The organism is Vibrio sp. 10N.222.54.E6 (genome assembly GCF_041473955.1).
Taxonomy (GTDB): domain Bacteria; phylum Pseudomonadota; class Gammaproteobacteria; order Enterobacterales; family Vibrionaceae; genus Vibrio; species Vibrio tasmaniensis_A.
The window spans coordinates 60,777-75,815 of sequence record NZ_JBFRTD010000008.1 but is presented as its reverse complement, the minus strand read 5'-3'; the positions used below and the strand labels follow the sequence as shown (position 1 = coordinate 75,815).

Genomic DNA, 15,039 nt, shown 5'->3' with positions numbered 1-15,039 from the left:
TGTTTTTAGGAATGCTATTGTTTGAGGAGTGAATAGGGCAAAAAACGAAGTCACATAAGATCTTAATTTATATTTAAGTTATTTATCTGAAAGGTTTTTTTGTTTTCCTTTGAGAATTGTTGCCCGACTGCGGTGCAGTAGTTAAGCATTAAGTTTTCCCACTGCTTTATGATCAGAGGCTCTTTAACGCTTAGCTTTAAGCTCTTCCAAGGTTGTAGGCAGGTCGATTTTGATTCAGGTTTGGATAGTCGAGCGAATAGATCTTCGGATGGAACCACTCTTAATAACGCAACCAGAGACTCCATGTAGTTCAGGCGGAACTTCTCCATGTTGTCTTGCTTATAAGCAATGTGAGAAACCATCATATAAACCAACGCATTTTCGATCGTAGAGTTGCCTGAGGTATTGGTCAGAAGCTCTTTTGCGGTTTGCAGGTCTCTTAGTTTGAAATGAATGATACCAAGCCACAGCTTCAGTTCGTCTGGTAGTCGGTTAAAACGAGTTTGAACAAGGTTAGTGAACGCGACGAGCTTCTTCTGATCTGTTTCAAATAGCGCAAGTTGACGCGCAATCAGAGTCGACGTCATGGTATTGAGCTTGATGCCATCCAGCGCTATGGCTTTTCCACTTAGCAATTCGCTGACTTCGGCATTGTCGACTGACCATTCTGGTGGTAATGGTGCTGGCAGTGCAAAGTAGTTAGCTAGCTCTCGGTTGATCTCCATAAGGCTGCTGCTGATATTATTGACATCAATAGAGTAAACACCACCAAATGCGAGCTTCCCTGAGTTTGGGTAAATCAGGCTTATCTTTGCGATAAGGCGTTTGTCCACTTCTTGATCTTTGAGCTGAATGTTAAGCAGGTAATCACTGGTACGCATGTTCTTTGCGCCCGGAAAGAAGGGAGAGCTATCAATAGGGTCAAGGAAGTAGCTTGGCGCATCTTGGTTAGCAAGATCGGTGTAGGCGTATTCAATCTGCTGTTGAAGTAATAATGCTTTTACGACTTTTCGGTATTTTCTGGAATTATCACCAATGGCATCCAATCGATTCAGGAGGAGTTCGACCTTAGGAATCAATCGTTGGTCGCGTTCAACTTCGGAGGCTCGAGTCGAAGATTGCCAAAGCATATAACCCATTACCGCAGTGCTGATCAGCAAAGCCAAAGACACTACAACAAGCCAGGGGTTAACTGGATTGGAGGCAAATCCTTTTTGTCTGGTTGGAGGTTCTATTGTGGCATCATCCGCTGCGGTTTCAGGGGGAACCGTGGAAAAGCTAACCGAGCTAGGGTTAAGGAAGTAGCCCTTGCGCGGGTAAGTCACCAGTATTTTGGTCGCATCGCTATTAGGCAAATGTTTTTGAAGTATTGAACGTAAGGTACTGATTCGGTTTGTCAGAACATTTTTGGAAATGAAGCTACTTTGCCATATAGATTCAATAATGTACTCGGCAGAGAGCGGCTGACCAACGCTGGTAAGAAATAACTCTAAGAGCTCGATAGAACGAGGTTCTAAATCAATGACCTGCTCGTCGCAGCTAAAGACTCGTGTGTTGGGGTTGAATTCCAAACCTTCAATATAAATAGAGGCTTGTTGGTCTTTGGCGCTAGAGAGGTAATCTTGCATAGAAAAGGCGACGGTTTATAAAACCTAAATTCTAGCTGTTTTTGTTATTAAAAACAGCTAGTAATTCATAGGGGAATTGGTATTAAGACGCGTAATTCACCGAGTAGCGAGTTGGTTTGTGGTTCATTGCCAATACGATGTTCAATACTGCGGTGCCTAATACAGATACGGCAATCACCCAAGGTGATACAAAGAAGAAGGATGCAAACAGAATACAGGCATCAATGGCCATTTGGGTTTTGCCTACTGAGATACCGTAGCGATCTTGAATGAACAGACACAATACGTTGAAGCCACCCAAGCTCGAGCGATGACGGAACAAGATCAACATGCCTAAGCCCATTAATAAGCCGCCAGCGACTGCACAGTAAATTTCATTATGAACGTCTAACGAAATCACCAAGTATAAATGGTCGGCAAATACAGACACTAAAAATCCAGAGATGGCACTGCTTATTGCGAAGTGACGACCAAATCGTTTCCAAGCTAATAAATAGAATGGACAGTTGGCAACAAAGTACAAAATACCAAAGGTTACAGGTAAGAATTGACTCAAAAGCAGAGCCAAGCCAGTAGTACCACCGGTAAGCAGATTTGCTGACTGTAAAAAGAAGACGCCTAACGCCACTAAAAACGTGCCAGTAAGAATGGCTACCCAATCTTCTTTACGTGAGTGTTTTTCCATCGTTTTTATAATTACCTAACCAATAAAGGCGTGCATAGTAGAGAAAAACCTTAGCTTTCGGTAGCTTGAGGTGCAAAATTAAGGTAAACCTATGTAATCTGCGTTTTACAGGGTGTAAAGCGTAAAATTGACAGTAAGCGTCATCTTTGGTTGGATAAGCTCAATAACCATGATGAATCTTATTTGTGATTATGAAAAAACTGCATGATAAAATTGCAATTAGCTCTTTATGACCTAGATCAAATTATGTAGAATGCGTCACATCAAAACGGTGACGGAAACGTTTGCTTTCGGTCGTTGTGTGGTTTTTTTGAAACTTTCAGTACAATCTGAGTCAGGAGATACAGATGCTTAAGCGTGACATGAACATTGCTGATTACGATGCGGACCTATTCGCAGCTATCCAAGAAGAAACTCTTCGTCAGGAAGAGCACATCGAACTTATCGCTTCAGAAAACTACACAAGCCCACGTGTAATGGAAGCTCAAGGTTCTCAACTTACAAACAAATACGCTGAAGGCTACCCTGGTAAGCGTTACTACGGTGGTTGTGAGTTCGTAGATAAAGTTGAAACTCTAGCAATCGAACGTGCATGTGAACTGTTTGGCGCTCAATACGCGAACGTACAACCTCACTCAGGTTCTCAAGCAAACAACGCTGTATACATGGCACTACTGAATGCTGGCGATACTGTTCTAGGTATGAGCCTAGCGCACGGTGGTCACCTAACTCACGGTTCTCCAGTAAACTTCTCTGGTAAGCTTTACAACATCATCCCTTACGGTATCGATGAAGCAGGTCAAATCGATTACGAAGAGATGGAAGCGCTAGCTATCGAGCACAAACCTAAGATGATCATCGGTGGTTTCTCAGCTTACTCTCAAGTTTGTGATTGGGCGCGCATGCGTGAAATCGCTGACAAAGTAGGTGCTTACTTCTTCGTAGATATGGCGCACGTTGCTGGCCTTATCGCTGCAGGTGTTTACCCTAACCCAGTTCCACACGCTCACGTTGTTACAACAACAACGCACAAAACGCTTGCTGGTCCTCGTGGTGGTCTTATCCTTTCTAACGAAGGCGAAGATCTTTACAAGAAACTAAACTCAGCAGTATTCCCAGGTGGCCAAGGTGGCCCTCTAATGCACGTTATCGCTGGTAAAGCAGTAGCGTTCAAAGAAGCTCTAGAACCAGAGTTTAAAGAATACCAAGCTCGCGTAGTGGCTAACGCAAAAGCAATGGTTGCTGAATTCCTAGCTCGCGGTTACAACATCGTTTCAGGTTCTACAGAGAACCACCTGTTCCTAGTTGATCTAATCGACAAAGACATCACAGGTAAAGAAGCAGATGCAGCACTGGGTTCAGCTAACATCACAGTTAACAAGAACTCAGTACCAAACGATCCACGTAGCCCGTTCGTTACTTCTGGTATCCGTATCGGTTCTCCTTCTATCACTCGTCGCGGTTTCTCAGAAGCAGACGCGAAAGAGCTAGCAGGTTGGATGTGTGACATCCTAGATAACATGGGTGATGAGTCTGTTATCGAAGCAACTAAAGCGAAAGTACTAAATATCTGTAAGCGTCTACCTGTTTACGCATAATTTTTCTGCGTAGTAATTTGAACTTCGTTGTCGAGCATGCTCACTTACATCCGTAAGCTCCGCGTGCTCTCCTAGAATTTCAAACGACTACTTTGAAAAGTACTTTTAAAGGGGCTCATTGAGTCCCTTTTTGTTTTAGGGAAAGGTGCTGAAAACTCCGTGCCTTTTCCTTGAACTAAATCTATTTGATTGAAACATACGATTTGAAGGGCTCCTGTATTGGGGCCTTTTTTGTATCTGTAGGTATGAGATTTAGGTTATCTGAGAATACAGAAAGGCAGGTACTAAAAAGGGTTAATGCTTTCACATCAACCCTTTATTGCTTTATCGCTTTCTTGTGTAGCTTCTACTTTTTAATGCTAAGTAGGGTGCCTGACTTACACTTGAAAGAGTAGTAGTGACGGCTTTCGTTGAATTTACCTAAGCCTTCGCCATCACAATAGTCGATGTTGATATCGCGCATAATTTCTAGCGTATCTTCACTGTTTAAGGCAAATTTAGAGCCGTCAGAGCAGACGATACGTACTCTTTCATCATGGCTTACAGAGTAGATATCGACTTCAGTATTACACAGCTCAAAAGAGGCTTCACGGAAGTTGTCTTGTTGAGTATTTGAAGCACAACCTGCGGTAAATACGGCTGCGATAACGGCTAAAAGTCCGAGTCTTTTCATTGTTAGTCCTTCGATATCATCGAATTTGGTGATGAGTTTTATATGCTGTTTGGAGTAGCCTATACAACAACACGCTTTGATTCAAGGAGTGTTGGCTGACTCTAGGATATAAAAGTATAGGTACAAACAGATAATTTATAATAAGTTTATTCGTGTTTAGCCTGCCCTAGAAACAAAAAGACCAACACAGAGGTTGGTCTTTAAAATTTAAGTTTGTTCTAAATGATTATCGAAACTGTTTTGCTTCAGGAAGAAACTCAAAACCGGCAGACGCAAGTTTTGCAGTCAATGCCGCTTTGTCGATTTCATAGAAGTTGACTACTCGATCCAAGTCACCGCCGAAATCGTCACGCAGTTTCATGTTGACGATGCTCATCAACATCACAGGATCCATCTTTTCAAAGTTAGCGAGGTTCATATTAGTCCTCGAAATCTGAGATCAGTAGATTCGCTGCGGCAAATGCAGCACGATCTCTTGCTTCTTTAGGAAGAGATTCATCTGCAGCAAGGTCGTTCAATGTTTTTACCGCGCAGGTGATCGCTTTAGGGATATAGCCTTGGTCGCCACTGCCAATTTGAGAATACAGTTCACGCACCAAATCACAACAATCGTATACTTTCATTTTTATACCTAACCAAATGATAACTGATCTCAATATACACATAGAGATAAGCAAAAACAAAGTGGATCTGACTAAGTTCCGAGTTAGTTTGTTCTTGCTCAATATCTCATTCTGTTGATGCTCAATGTATCACTTTGCTAACTTGTTACTTAGCGTGATATTTACTGATTCGCCTGATAATTACCGCTTAACTAGAGATCTGCTGTTCAAGCTGATAAGTGACCTCATCAGCTAAGTTGAGCTGCTTTGCTAACTCTTTGAGGTAAGCCTTCTCCATAAAGTTCTGCTCATCCGCTACAATCAAAGAGGCTAAGTAGATCTCACTCGCTTGTTGAGGTGACGTTGCTAATTGAGCAATTTCGCTTGGATCGAGTGGCTTGTGCAATTCTTCAGACACCAATTTAGTCAGCTGATAATCGGCGCCCATGTTCTCGACGGCTTGTTCAATCTTAGCCATCTCTTCTTCATCAACATGCCCGTCAGCTTTGGACGCAGCAATCATTGATCTTAGAATCAGTACGCTATGGTTTGAATCGGTCTCATCAAATTGAGCTTGTTCGGAATTCGGTGCTTGGCCTTGTTTAGACTGATAGTCGTTATAGACCTTGTAAGCGAGTGCGCCAAGTGCCGCAGCGCCACCAATACCAGCGGCTTTCTTACCCATTTTATTGGTTTTCTTAGAGCCCATTAACGCACCTAAGAGTCCGCCGCCCACTGCGCCAGCGCCGAAGGCTCCGAGCGTGCTTTTGTTGATATTCTTACCACTGCCGCCTTGAGTTAGGCCACTTAAACTTGAAGAGCCTTGGGAAAGCTTCTGAGTACCTTGTTTTACGAGATCTGACTTAAGTGCTTGGTTAAGTAAGCTTTTGATATCCATCGATACCTCCAATGTAATCGTGTCTAAAGAGTTGATGAACCAATATACGGATTTAAAGATGAACAGGGGATTAACTTACGTTATTTACTCTGGTGATAAATAGAAGGGAGTTTGAAGAGAAACGACAGGCACAAAAAAGGCCACCTAATGGCAGCCTTTCAATGTATATCTAGCGAGTAATCGGATTACTAAGCTAGTTGAGCTGTAAGGTGCTCGATAACCGTGTCCATAGCGATTGCTTCTTTATCACCAGTACGACGGTTTTTGTATTCGAAGTTACCTTCGTCCATGCTGCGATCACCGATGACGATAGTGTGAGGGATACCCACTAGCTCGATATCTTTAAACATAACACCTGGGCGCTCTTTACGGTCATCAAATAGTACTTCGATTCCCATAGCCGTTAATTCAGCGTATAGCTTCTCAGCGGCTTCTTTAACGCGCTCAGATTTGTGCATGTTCATTGGTACGATAGCAACTTGGAATGGTGCTAGTGCGTCTGGCCAAGTGATACCGAATTTATCGTGGTTTTGCTCGATAGCAGATGCAACAACACGTGAAACACCGATACCGTAACAACCCATTTCTAGGATTACGCTCTTACCATCAGGACCAAGCACGTTACAGTTCATTGCTTTAGAGTAAGTATTACCTAGTTGGAAGATGTGACCAACTTCTATACCGCGCTTAAGTTGGATGGTACCTTGACCACATGGGCTAAGGTCGCCTTCAACTACGTTACGTAGGTCTTCAACTTGAGCAAGCTCAACGTCACGACCCCAGTTAATACCGAAGTAGTGCTTACCGTCTACGTTTGCACCAGCACCGAAGTCGCTCATTACAGCAACAGAGCGGTCAACGATGAATGGTAGCTCTAGACCAACAGGGCCAAGTGAACCAGGACCTGCACCAACAAGTGCACGGATTTCTTCTTCAGAAGCCATCTCTAGTGGAGTAGCAACCTGTGGAAGGTTCTCTGCTTTCACTTCGTTAAGCTCGTGGTCACCACGGATGATTAGCGCGATGATGTCTGCATTTACTTCATCAGAAGCTTTAACGAATAGAGTCTTAACTGTCTTCTCGATTGCTAAACCGTGTTGCTCTACAAGTTCTGCGATTGTTTTTGCGTTTGGCGTATCAACCAGTTCCATCTCTTGAGTTGGCGCTGCCGCTTCAGTCGTTGGAGCTAGTGCTTCTGCTTTCTCGATGTTCGCTGCGTAATCAGATTCTGAAGAGAATGCGATTAGGTCTTCGCCGCTTTCAGCAAGAACGTGGAATTCTTGAGAGCCGCTGCCACCGATTGCGCCAGAGTCTGCTAATACTGGACGGTACTCAAGGCCCATGCGGTCAAATGCTTTACAGTAAGCATCGTGCATCGCTTGGTAAGACTTTTCTAAGCCTTCTTTATCGATATCAAAGCTGTACGCATCCATCATAGAGAATTCACGAGCACGCATTACGCCAAAACGAGGGCGGCGTTCATCACGGAATTTAGTCTGGATTTGGTACAGGTTTAGAGGTAGCTGTTTGTAAGAGCTGATCTCGTTACGTACTAGGCTCGTTACCACTTCTTCTGCTGTTGGGCTAAGAACAAATGGACGAGAATGACGGTCTGTGAAACGAAGTAGCTCAGGACCCATCTTTTCAGAACGGCCAGTCTCTTCCCAAAGCTCAAACGGTTGAACTACGGGCATCAAGATTTCAACGGCACCTGCATTATCGATCTCTTGGCGAACGATATTTTCGACTTTACGCAGTACACGTAGACCAGTAGGTAGCCAAGTATATAAACCTGAAGCTAGCTTACGGATCATACCTGCACGTAGCATCAGCTGGTGGCTGATAACTTCTGCGTCGTTTGGAGTCTCTTTCAGAGTAGAAAGAAGGTAGTTACTGGTACGCATTCTATGGTATCCGTTTCATCATTGATAAAAGAAAACTTGCTGTCGTTCGTAACCACAGCAAATCTGATATAGCCGCATATAATATCAGCCTATTTGGGATCTCAAAAGCGTTCAATGTCAGTTACATTGATGAAAAGCGTTTCAACCACGAATTTCACGTTAAGATCGAACAAATTTACCGCATATTCCTTATTGTCAGGCTTACCTTTCTTATAGGCAGGGCGAGGATCTTGGCCTAATACTTCTTTGATCACCTGAATGATATGGCGTGCTTGTGGGTGGTTTGCGAGCTTACTTTGGGCTTGCTGCGAGAAGTTCACATCTAGCACTTCAGGTTCATCGGCGGCAAACCCTCCTAGTGCATCGGGAATTGAATCCGAGTAGGGGATATAAGGTTTGATGTCGATGATCGGTGTGCCGTCAACGAGATCAACACTGCCCAAGTCCAACCAAGTTTGTCCCTTTTCTTGAGATACACCTTTGAGCTCAACCGCGGACATACCCACTCCATTCGGTCTGAATGTGGCACGAGACGCGAATACACCAATACGTTCGTTCCCGCCAAGGCGAGGTGGCCTCACGGTTGGTTTCCATCCTGCTTCAAGGTTCTTATCGAACAAAAACAACAACCACACATGACTAAATTGTTCAATATCACGAACAGACTCAAGGCAGTTCGCTGCTTCAACTAGCCTGACTCTTGAGGTAGAAGTGGGTACTAACCTAGGCTGTCTTGGCACAGCGAACTTCTCTTTATAAGGAGACTCAATAAAGCCAACAGGTTCAATGGTGTACATAGCAAGGTGTTCTCTGGTTTCAGTTAAGACGGAAAAATATCATAAAATCACTTGTTTTTCTTTTGATAATAATTATCATTTGATATGTTATAACATATCAAGTTAGTTATTTAAGGGAAATACAATGAAACCGAATATCCACCCTGATTACCGCCCCGTGGTTTTTCATGACACCAGTGTCGATGAGTACTTCTTAATCGGATCAACATTGAAAACAGATCGCACTATCGAATGGGAAGACGGAAATACTTATCCTTACTTCACGATTGAGGTGTCGTCAAAGTCGCATCCTTTCTATACGGGTAAACAGCGAGTGCTACATAAAGAGGGACGCGTTGCGAACTTCACTCGTCGTTTTGGTCAATTAGGTAAGGGAGCTAAATAGAATGAAAGTTGTGAAATCACTGAAAAGTGCGAAAAGCCGTCACCCAGATTGCCAAATAGTAAAGCGTAGAGGTCGTCTCTATGTCATCTGTAAATCCAACCCGAGATTCAAAGCGGTTCAAAAATAGTCAGTCAATTTGATGTGACATGAGTGTAAAAACGAGGGGAAAGTCAAACTTCATTCATTTGTCTGTTTTTCTTTTCCTTCGAGAGGAACTTTGCAGGAGAGTATGTGCTCACTTAGCGTACGTTGTTTCTTATTTGTCACTTTATCAATAGCTTACAAGCGCAAGCATAAACCGAACGAATGCATCCATACCAATTATAAACCTAACTTTTATACTTTAATCGGAGTTATTTGCTAATTTTTTGTTTTTATTAAGTTAAAAAGAATGGTTTATTACACACTTTGTAACATTTACGATTTCTAATTGACCCTTTTGTCGAGTAATCTGCGCGGGCAATTTAAACATCTTTGTCACAATTGCACAGGAATCACTACAAGGAGGGAACTGATGAGTTCATCAGCTTCAATAAAAAACAATTCGCCTAAAAAACCTATTTTTACTCGCTTTTTAGATGGCGTTGAATATTTGGGGAACCTATTACCCCACCCAATCACTCTTTTCGCAATCTTCTGCTTAGCAATCCTCGTTACTTCAGGTATTGCTGGTTACTTCGAAGTGTCTGTTATGGACCCTCGACCAGAAGGTGCTAAAGGTCGTGCTGCTGACGGCATGATCCACGTTGTAAGTCTGCTTAACGCAGAAGGTCTACAACTTATTGTGACTAACTTAGTTAAGAACTTTGTTGGTTTTGCTCCACTAGGTACTGTACTTGTTGCTATGCTTGGTGTAGCGATTGCTGAACACTCAGGTCTACTATCTGCTGCAATGCGTGGCATGGTAATGGGTGCTTCTAAGCGTATGGTTACAGTAACTGTTGTGTTTGCAGGTATTATCTCTAACACAGCATCAGAGCTTGGCTATGTGGTACTTATTCCACTAGCAGCAATGCTTTTCCATTCTTTAGGTCGTCACCCTCTTGCTGGTCTTGCTGCGGCATTCGCTGGTGTGTCAGGTGGTTACTCTGCAAACCTACTTATCGGTACGGTTGACCCACTGCTTTCTGGTATTACAGAAACAGCGGCACAGATGATTGACCCGTCTTACACGGTTGGTCCTGAGTCAAACTGGTACTTCATGTTTGTTTCTACTTTCTTCATCGCGATTACAGGTGCATTTGTAACTGAGAAGATTGTTGAACCTAAGTTGGGTAAATACAACGACGAAGAAGCTTCTGAAGATTTATCAAATGATTCGATGGGCAGACTGACGGATGTTGAGAAGAAAGGTCTAAAACTAGCAGGTATTGCTGTATTGGCTGTTTCTGCACTTCTAGCGTGGACTATCGTTCCAGCTGACGGTGTTCTACGTTCAGCGTCTGGTACGGTTTCGGGTTCTCCATTCTTGAAGAGTATTGTTGCGTTTATCTTTGTATTCTTCGCTATTCCTGGTTTTGTTTACGGTAAAGTTACCGGTTCAATGAAGAACGATCGTGATGTGATCAACGCGATGGCAACGTCTATGTCTTCAATGGGCATGTACATTGTTCTTGTATTCTTTGCTGCACAGTTTGTTGCTTTCTTTAAGTGGACTAACTTTGGTCAAGTAATCGCTGTTGGTGGCGCTAGCTTCTTACAAGATATCGGTCTTACTGGCCCAATGTTGTTCTTTGCATTTATCCTAATGTGTGGCTTCATTAACCTAATGATCGGTTCGGCTTCTGCTCAGTGGGCAGTAACAGCACCTATCTTTGTACCTATGCTAATGCTTGTTGGTTACGCACCAGAAACGATTCAAGCAGCTTACCGTATCGGTGATTCAACGACGAACATCATTACACCAATGATGAGCTACTTCGGTCTTATTCTTGCTGTAGCGACGCGTTACATGAAGAACCTTGGTATCGGTACTCTGATTGCTACAATGCTTCCATACTCAATCTGCTTTATGTTCGGTTGGAGCATCTTGTTCTACCTATGGGTGTTCGTATTTGGTCTTCCAGTAGGCCCAGGTGCAGCAACGTTCTACACGCCGTAGTAACGTTAGTACAAGTCATATTGTTAGATTTTAAAGCCTGCTTCGTGCAGGTTTTTTTTGATCGAAAGTATGGTGTACCAATCACGGAAAGTGATCTGAAAGAGTGTAGAAAATTGGGATGATTTAAAAAGAAGAGATGGTGACAAGGTGGATCATCAATACTCCGTTAAAGTAGCACTTAGTATCAAGTGTTAAGTAACAAAAACGGAGTATGTCGACAAACATATCTACAGGTTCACGGTTATGGCTATGAACGAATCTCAATGTTTCTTAATGATTAGCGCTTTGCTAGCAGGCGATCAAGATGATTCGCGAACTCACGACGATCGGTCTGTGAGAGGGCGCTTGGTCCACCCGTTTGGATGCCGCTTGAACGCATGGTATCCATAAAGTCACGAATGTTCAGGCGCGCTTTGATGGTTTCTTTGGTGTAGAGCTCGCCACGAGAGCTAAGTGCTTGACCACCTTTGGTGATCACTTCATCGGCGAGAGGGATATCGGATGTAATCACGAGATCACCGGGTTCAGTGCGTTTTACGATTTCATCATCTGCAATATCAAATCCGCTTGGGACTTGAATTGAGTGGATGTTATTGCGTTTAGGGACAGGAACCAGATGGTTTGCCACGAAGGTACATTCAACCCCAGTGCGCTCAGCTGCGCGTACGATTGTTTCTCGGATAACCTTAGGACAAGCGTCCGCATCAACCCATATTTTCATAGTGTTCTATTTCTCTGTTAGCTTATTGCTCAGTTAACTTATTGTTCCGTTAACTTGGCTTCTAGCGTGGCAACGCGGGTGGTAAGTTCAAGGATTTGCTTTTCCAGTTGGCTAACACGATCGAGTGCTGGCTCTTCTTGTGTCGCGACTTCAACTTTAGGAACGCGATTCGCGCTTTTCCAGCTCTTGATGGTTGTGATTAAAGCGGGCATCGGAACCGATGTACTCATACGAGCTTTAACTAAAGCAACTGTAGGCTCTTTCCCTTGTGCTTGCAGTCCTTCAAGCACTGATTTCAACTCTTCAGACACATCTTTTGTCAGCATGTTGACCTCCATTTTTAGTCTTCAGCCATTTTACTCGCTCTGGTGAGTGATAGCGAATCATAAAACCGCCCATAGCTTGTGAGAGATCTCTTACAAAGGTTGTGAGATAACACGAATACATCGCTAGAGAGATTGAGGTGCATATGATTAAGTGGTTGATTTTTTGTTGTTTTATATAATTAACAACTTTTATGAATTCAAAGTGTGATGCAAATCTATTGTCCCAAATCGTAAATCGCGTAAATTAAACCTTGTCGGAAGGATTCTGACACGGAACAGGAAAGCACCAAGGATTTGGTTATCTTCAGGATGAAGATTTGGTTACTTAGGATTGAGTAGTCAAGCATGGAGCGTAAGGACATTGTAGGGATACAGTCAGTTAACAGGAAGTTAGCTGCAACGGAATGACAATGGACACCTTTAGGATTTAAAGGGTTGGATTAGCATCAGGACGATGTAAAGGACACCGCTCACGGAACAAGTGATGTGCGCTAACTAGGATTGTTAGCTTTCAGGATGATTGGACACCGCTAGGACGGCGAAGTAAAGGAAAGAGCTGAAGGATTACAGCCACTATTATGGATGATGCATGGAGCATTTATTAGTAGCCGGACTGCTGCGAGTAAGACCCTAGCCCTGACACTTCGGTGTCGGGGCTTTTCTTTATCTGAGGCTTTTCTTCTCTCTAGGGGGCTCTTTAATTCAGGAGCTTTTATCTAAGATCGCGACATCTGCTTTTCTGCTAATGGTCAACACAAGGAGTGTTTTATGACGATAGCAACCTCAAGAACGCTGTTGGTACCTTATACCGAACAGCTACAACACGACTTTATCAAGTTGAATTGCTGCCCCGTTAATCGTTCTGAAATGAATGGGCCGCACTCTATTGCCTCTGCGAAGTTCTTATTTCAAGAGATACTGCAAGACAACGTCGGCTTCTGCCGCGCTATCATCCACAACCAAACCCGTGAATATCTTGGGCATGTCTTTATTTCATCAGAAGAGGGTAGGCATGAGCTTGGCTTTATTTTGGATAAAGAGTATTGGAATCGCGGCTTTGCTAGTGAGGTGCTAAAACCATTTTTAAGTTTGGTGTGTTTTGAAGAGCGCCTAACGAATGTTGTTGCGACTGTGAATGTCGGCCACAACCCATCGATTAAGTTATTAGAAAAACTAGGATTTGAATTTAAGGAAACCAAACAAGATTCGTTTGGCCCTTATCATGAATATAGCTATAACGCGCACTGCGACGTTACATTCTATGAGGCTGTAGCTCAAACCGCATAGAGCGGAAGCCGACCATGGTCAGTTTTCCTTGGTATAGGTCATCACCTAATGCCGAAAATTCAAAATGGTACACAGTATGCCAGCGCCAAATGGTCGTGAGTTCATGGCGCATCTTAAGTTTATGACCGTTGAAGGCAACGCTTAATAGCTGCAAGTCGAGCTCTTTACACTTTCTCGCAATGGCAGCTTTCGCAAGCTCGGATTGCCTGCGCTGCTGCCAAAACAGAAAGCAAAAGAAGCACAGCATCAAAATAGCCACTAAGTTATCTATCATTTAGTCCATACTTCCTTTTATCTTTCTATTCCAATTGTGTTTTGAGCTCGTTGTTACGAGCTACTGAGCTGTTCTGTCTAGTTTTTATTGCGACTTAGCCGCTTGTTGTAACTCAATCAATGCATTTGCGAGTTCTGGTGATGGGTTCGAATTCAACAACGGCAAAAATACCATTCTTAGTGTCGGAATCATCACTAAATCTGCAAATAACTGATTGAACAGGTTTTGGTTGCCTGTTTGTGCGAGACGTAACAAGAATTGCTCGGCAATCGCTGGATCTTGTAGTGCGTGCCAGCTGCGACCCGCTAAACCAATTAACACCTCTTGGTGGCTTAAGCGTGGACTAGCGAGAACTTGGTTAATGATGTTATTCGCGATTCCTTGTTCTGCACCGGAAAGGGCACGAACCAAAGCTGACAGTAAGAACAGATCCGGCTCTTGACTGTTAATCTCATTGTCTGCCATCTCTTGTAAGCGTTGAGCGAGCTTATCATTGATTTGCGTGTGCTCAAGCGCCCCTAGTGTTGCGTATAGCGGCTCTGATGGCAGTTTATTCAATGCCTTGCGAATAGCGACACCGTTTTGCTGACTGCCTAAGCGAGCACACATATCGGTGATGCCTTGAAGACCAACGGTTTTCCAGTTGTCCCAACCTAGGTCGCCAGTGAAGTAGTGTTGAGCGTGTTCGTAATATTGGCTCGTCGCTAGGTCTAACCCTGCTCTTACTTGGCTATGAAATACGGCCATTTTGTCTTCTGAAGGCTTGAAGGTATATGGGTTGTTAGACAGCTTTTGTTGTTGCTCTTCGCTGATATCACCGTTCAAACGTGTGCCCATCGCTTCGATAACAAACTTAAGAAAATTACCCACATCCCCTTGATGCAGTAAGCCTCTTTCATCGAGTTTGAATTTTAGGAACCAGATCCAAGGTTGCTTGTGTTCGTTCCAGTAGCTAATCGCTAAGTGAGCTTGTTTCTGAAGTGGAAACGGGTATGGCTGTTTCCCCTGCTCAACATCAGAGAATAGGGTGTTGTCGATTTTCTGGATACGACGACCTAGGTCGTAGATGTCGTATTGGCAACCGCTATTCTTTAGTAACTGAGTGAGCGTGTGAATGGTTTCCATAGTAATAAAGCTCCTAACTTTCTTTCCTAAATAGA

17 protein-coding genes are annotated in these 15,039 nt (G+C 43.4%); 5 read left to right on the top strand and 12 right to left on the bottom strand.

The features are described 5' to 3' along the window. Nucleotides 1-62: 62 nt before the first annotated feature. Together AB4513_RS03250 and AB4513_RS03245 are read right to left on the bottom strand one after the other, a co-directional pair. The gene (locus tag AB4513_RS03250; RefSeq protein ID WP_009847441.1) at nucleotides 63-1,628 is read right to left on the bottom strand and encodes a winged helix-turn-helix domain-containing protein; all 1,566 of its coding nucleotides are present in this window, start codon (nucleotides 1,626-1,628) and stop codon (nucleotides 63-65) included. 82 nt (nucleotides 1,629-1,710) lie between these two features. Beyond that, complete coding sequence (locus tag AB4513_RS03245) at nucleotides 1,711-2,313, bottom strand: YitT family protein (RefSeq protein ID WP_009847440.1); 603 nt, start codon at nucleotides 2,311-2,313, stop codon at nucleotides 1,711-1,713. Between the two features lie 347 nt (nucleotides 2,314-2,660). Here AB4513_RS03245 and glyA point away from each other — a divergent pair, with 347 nt between their 5' ends. Continuing rightward, complete coding sequence (gene glyA, locus AB4513_RS03240) at nucleotides 2,661-3,911, top strand: serine hydroxymethyltransferase (protein ID WP_009847439.1); 1,251 nt, start codon at nucleotides 2,661-2,663, stop codon at nucleotides 3,909-3,911. 346 nt (nucleotides 3,912-4,257) lie between these two features. Here glyA and AB4513_RS03235 read toward each other — a convergent pair whose 3' ends face one another. The 6 genes from AB4513_RS03235 to tsaA form a co-directional block, all read right to left on the bottom strand. Beyond that, nucleotides 4,258-4,584: a hypothetical protein gene (locus tag AB4513_RS03235; protein ID WP_009847438.1), complete on the bottom strand. Its 327-nt coding sequence runs from the start codon at nucleotides 4,582-4,584 to the stop codon at nucleotides 4,258-4,260. Nucleotides 4,585-4,810: 226 nt separating this feature from the next. Beyond that, nucleotides 4,811-5,002, bottom strand: a complete 192-nt coding sequence (locus AB4513_RS03230) for a DUF4250 domain-containing protein (protein WP_009847437.1) — start codon at nucleotides 5,000-5,002, stop codon at nucleotides 4,811-4,813. Between the two features lies 1 nt (nucleotide 5,003). Further along, nucleotides 5,004-5,207 carry a YaeP family protein gene (locus AB4513_RS03225; RefSeq protein WP_009847436.1) on the bottom strand — a complete coding sequence of 68 codons (204 nt, stop codon included), beginning with the start codon at nucleotides 5,205-5,207 and terminating at the stop codon, nucleotides 5,004-5,006. A 187-nt stretch (nucleotides 5,208-5,394) separates the two neighbouring features. Further along, complete coding sequence (locus AB4513_RS03220) at nucleotides 5,395-6,084, bottom strand: tellurite resistance TerB family protein (RefSeq protein ID WP_009847435.1); 690 nt, start codon at nucleotides 6,082-6,084, stop codon at nucleotides 5,395-5,397. Nucleotides 6,085-6,272: 188 nt separating this feature from the next. Then, nucleotides 6,273-7,988 carry a proline--tRNA ligase gene (locus AB4513_RS03215; protein ID WP_102257775.1) on the bottom strand — a complete coding sequence of 572 codons (1,716 nt, stop codon included), beginning with the start codon at nucleotides 7,986-7,988 and terminating at the stop codon, nucleotides 6,273-6,275. 101 nt (nucleotides 7,989-8,089) lie between these two features. Further along, nucleotides 8,090-8,785 carry a tRNA (N6-threonylcarbamoyladenosine(37)-N6)-methyltransferase TrmO gene (gene tsaA, locus AB4513_RS03210; protein WP_009847433.1) on the bottom strand — a complete coding sequence of 232 codons (696 nt, stop codon included), beginning with the start codon at nucleotides 8,783-8,785 and terminating at the stop codon, nucleotides 8,090-8,092. A gap of 124 nt (nucleotides 8,786-8,909) precedes the next feature. Between tsaA and AB4513_RS03205 the strand changes: the two genes are divergently transcribed. The 3 genes from AB4513_RS03205 to AB4513_RS03195 all read left to right on the top strand — a co-directional run bounded on the left by AB4513_RS03205 (nucleotide 8,910) and on the right by AB4513_RS03195 (nucleotide 11,271). Beyond that, entirely contained in the window at nucleotides 8,910-9,170 is a 261-nt protein-coding gene (locus AB4513_RS03205; protein ID WP_009847432.1) for a type B 50S ribosomal protein L31, read from the top strand. A 1-nt stretch (nucleotide 9,171) separates the two neighbouring features. Continuing rightward, nucleotides 9,172-9,297 carry a type B 50S ribosomal protein L36 gene (gene ykgO, locus AB4513_RS03200; protein ID WP_009847431.1) on the top strand — a complete coding sequence of 42 codons (126 nt, stop codon included), beginning with the start codon at nucleotides 9,172-9,174 and terminating at the stop codon, nucleotides 9,295-9,297. A 387-nt stretch (nucleotides 9,298-9,684) separates the two neighbouring features. Further along, nucleotides 9,685-11,271 (top strand): AbgT family transporter, encoded by a 1,587-nt coding sequence (locus tag AB4513_RS03195; RefSeq protein WP_009847430.1) that lies wholly within the window; start codon nucleotides 9,685-9,687, stop codon nucleotides 11,269-11,271. A gap of 277 nt (nucleotides 11,272-11,548) precedes the next feature. Here AB4513_RS03195 and AB4513_RS03190 read toward each other — a convergent pair whose 3' ends face one another. After that, nucleotides 11,549-11,992: a YaiI/YqxD family protein gene (locus AB4513_RS03190; protein WP_009847429.1), complete on the bottom strand. Its 444-nt coding sequence runs from the start codon at nucleotides 11,990-11,992 to the stop codon at nucleotides 11,549-11,551. 38 nt (nucleotides 11,993-12,030) lie between these two features. Then, nucleotides 12,031-12,318: a hypothetical protein gene (locus tag AB4513_RS03185; protein WP_009847428.1), complete on the bottom strand. Its 288-nt coding sequence runs from the start codon at nucleotides 12,316-12,318 to the stop codon at nucleotides 12,031-12,033. Nucleotides 12,319-13,086: 768 nt separating this feature from the next. On the opposite strand from AB4513_RS03185, the gene AB4513_RS03180 reads away from it, so the two are divergent. Next, nucleotides 13,087-13,605: a GNAT family N-acetyltransferase gene (locus AB4513_RS03180; protein WP_009847427.1), complete on the top strand. Its 519-nt coding sequence runs from the start codon at nucleotides 13,087-13,089 to the stop codon at nucleotides 13,603-13,605. Here the strand turns inward: AB4513_RS03180 and AB4513_RS03175 are convergent. Both AB4513_RS03175 and AB4513_RS03170 read right to left on the bottom strand, forming a co-directional pair. After that, nucleotides 13,571-13,879, bottom strand: a complete 309-nt coding sequence (locus tag AB4513_RS03175; protein ID WP_009847426.1) for a DUF3301 domain-containing protein — start codon at nucleotides 13,877-13,879, stop codon at nucleotides 13,571-13,573. The genes AB4513_RS03180 and AB4513_RS03175 overlap by 35 nt on opposite strands. A gap of 84 nt (nucleotides 13,880-13,963) precedes the next feature. Then, nucleotides 13,964-15,004, bottom strand: coding sequence for a DUF3549 family protein (locus AB4513_RS03170; RefSeq protein ID WP_009847425.1), 1,041 nt, complete (start codon nucleotides 15,002-15,004; stop codon nucleotides 13,964-13,966). Nucleotides 15,005-15,039: the final 35 nt, after the last annotated feature.

Bases quoted from the DNA above. Each gene is read 5' to 3' on its own strand.
- AB4513_RS03180 (WP_009847427.1), top strand. From the start codon at position 13,087: ATGACGATAGCAACCTCAAGAACGCTGTTGGTACCTTATACCGAACAG.
- AB4513_RS03190 (WP_009847429.1), bottom strand. From the start codon at position 11,992: ATGAAAATATGGGTTGATGCGGACGCTTGTCCTAAGGTTATCCGAGAA.
- AB4513_RS03230 (WP_009847437.1), bottom strand. From the start codon at position 5,002: ATGAACCTCGCTAACTTTGAAAAGATGGATCCTGTGATGTTGATGAGC.
- AB4513_RS03170 (WP_009847425.1), bottom strand. From the start codon at position 15,004: ATGGAAACCATTCACACGCTCACTCAGTTACTAAAGAATAGCGGTTGC.
- AB4513_RS03220 (WP_009847435.1), bottom strand. From the start codon at position 6,084: ATGGATATCAAAAGCTTACTTAACCAAGCACTTAAGTCAGATCTCGTA.
- AB4513_RS03195 (WP_009847430.1), top strand. From the start codon at position 9,685: ATGAGTTCATCAGCTTCAATAAAAAACAATTCGCCTAAAAAACCTATT.
- AB4513_RS03205 (WP_009847432.1), top strand. From the start codon at position 8,910: ATGAAACCGAATATCCACCCTGATTACCGCCCCGTGGTTTTTCATGAC.
- glyA (WP_009847439.1), top strand. From the start codon at position 2,661: ATGCTTAAGCGTGACATGAACATTGCTGATTACGATGCGGACCTATTC.
- AB4513_RS03185 (WP_009847428.1), bottom strand. From the start codon at position 12,318: ATGCTGACAAAAGATGTGTCTGAAGAGTTGAAATCAGTGCTTGAAGGA.
- AB4513_RS03235 (WP_009847438.1), bottom strand. From the start codon at position 4,584: ATGAAAAGACTCGGACTTTTAGCCGTTATCGCAGCCGTATTTACCGCA.
- tsaA (WP_009847433.1), bottom strand. From the start codon at position 8,785: ATGTACACCATTGAACCTGTTGGCTTTATTGAGTCTCCTTATAAAGAG.
- AB4513_RS03175 (WP_009847426.1), bottom strand. From the start codon at position 13,879: ATGATAGATAACTTAGTGGCTATTTTGATGCTGTGCTTCTTTTGCTTT.
- AB4513_RS03215 (WP_102257775.1), bottom strand. From the start codon at position 7,988: ATGCGTACCAGTAACTACCTTCTTTCTACTCTGAAAGAGACTCCAAAC.
- AB4513_RS03250 (WP_009847441.1), bottom strand. From the start codon at position 1,628: ATGCAAGATTACCTCTCTAGCGCCAAAGACCAACAAGCCTCTATTTAT.
- AB4513_RS03245 (WP_009847440.1), bottom strand. From the start codon at position 2,313: ATGGAAAAACACTCACGTAAAGAAGATTGGGTAGCCATTCTTACTGGC.
- AB4513_RS03225 (WP_009847436.1), bottom strand. From the start codon at position 5,207: ATGAAAGTATACGATTGTTGTGATTTGGTGCGTGAACTGTATTCTCAA.
- ykgO (WP_009847431.1), top strand. From the start codon at position 9,172: ATGAAAGTTGTGAAATCACTGAAAAGTGCGAAAAGCCGTCACCCAGAT.